Annotated in this window: 1 protein-coding gene; it reads right to left on the reverse strand. The window is 48.7% G+C overall.

Going from position 1 to position 238, the window contains the following annotated elements; translation table 11 throughout:
* The coding region (locus ACX5KA_RS01420) for a helix-turn-helix domain-containing protein (RefSeq protein ID WP_458730261.1) at positions 1 to 238 on the reverse strand (238 nt) is incomplete at both ends.

Raw genomic sequence — 238 nt, forward strand, 5'->3', positions numbered from 1 at the left:
CCAGGTCCACACTTCACAGGGTCCCGTAGCCGTAAATCCATCAGGTTTTGCCTGTGTACCTTTGGGTTTTGCTTTGCCTCTGTGGCTAAGCTGATTATTGGCTTTCAATATACGGTAAAAGCTGGATTCCGAACCCAGATAAACTCCCTCATCGGCCAACATGGGCACAATCTGACTGGGCGGCAGACTGGCAAACCGCTCTTCATTGCAGATATCCAAAATGGCTTGTTGTTCTATC

The sequence above is a fragment of the Alteromonas alvinellae genome (genome assembly GCF_902705805.1).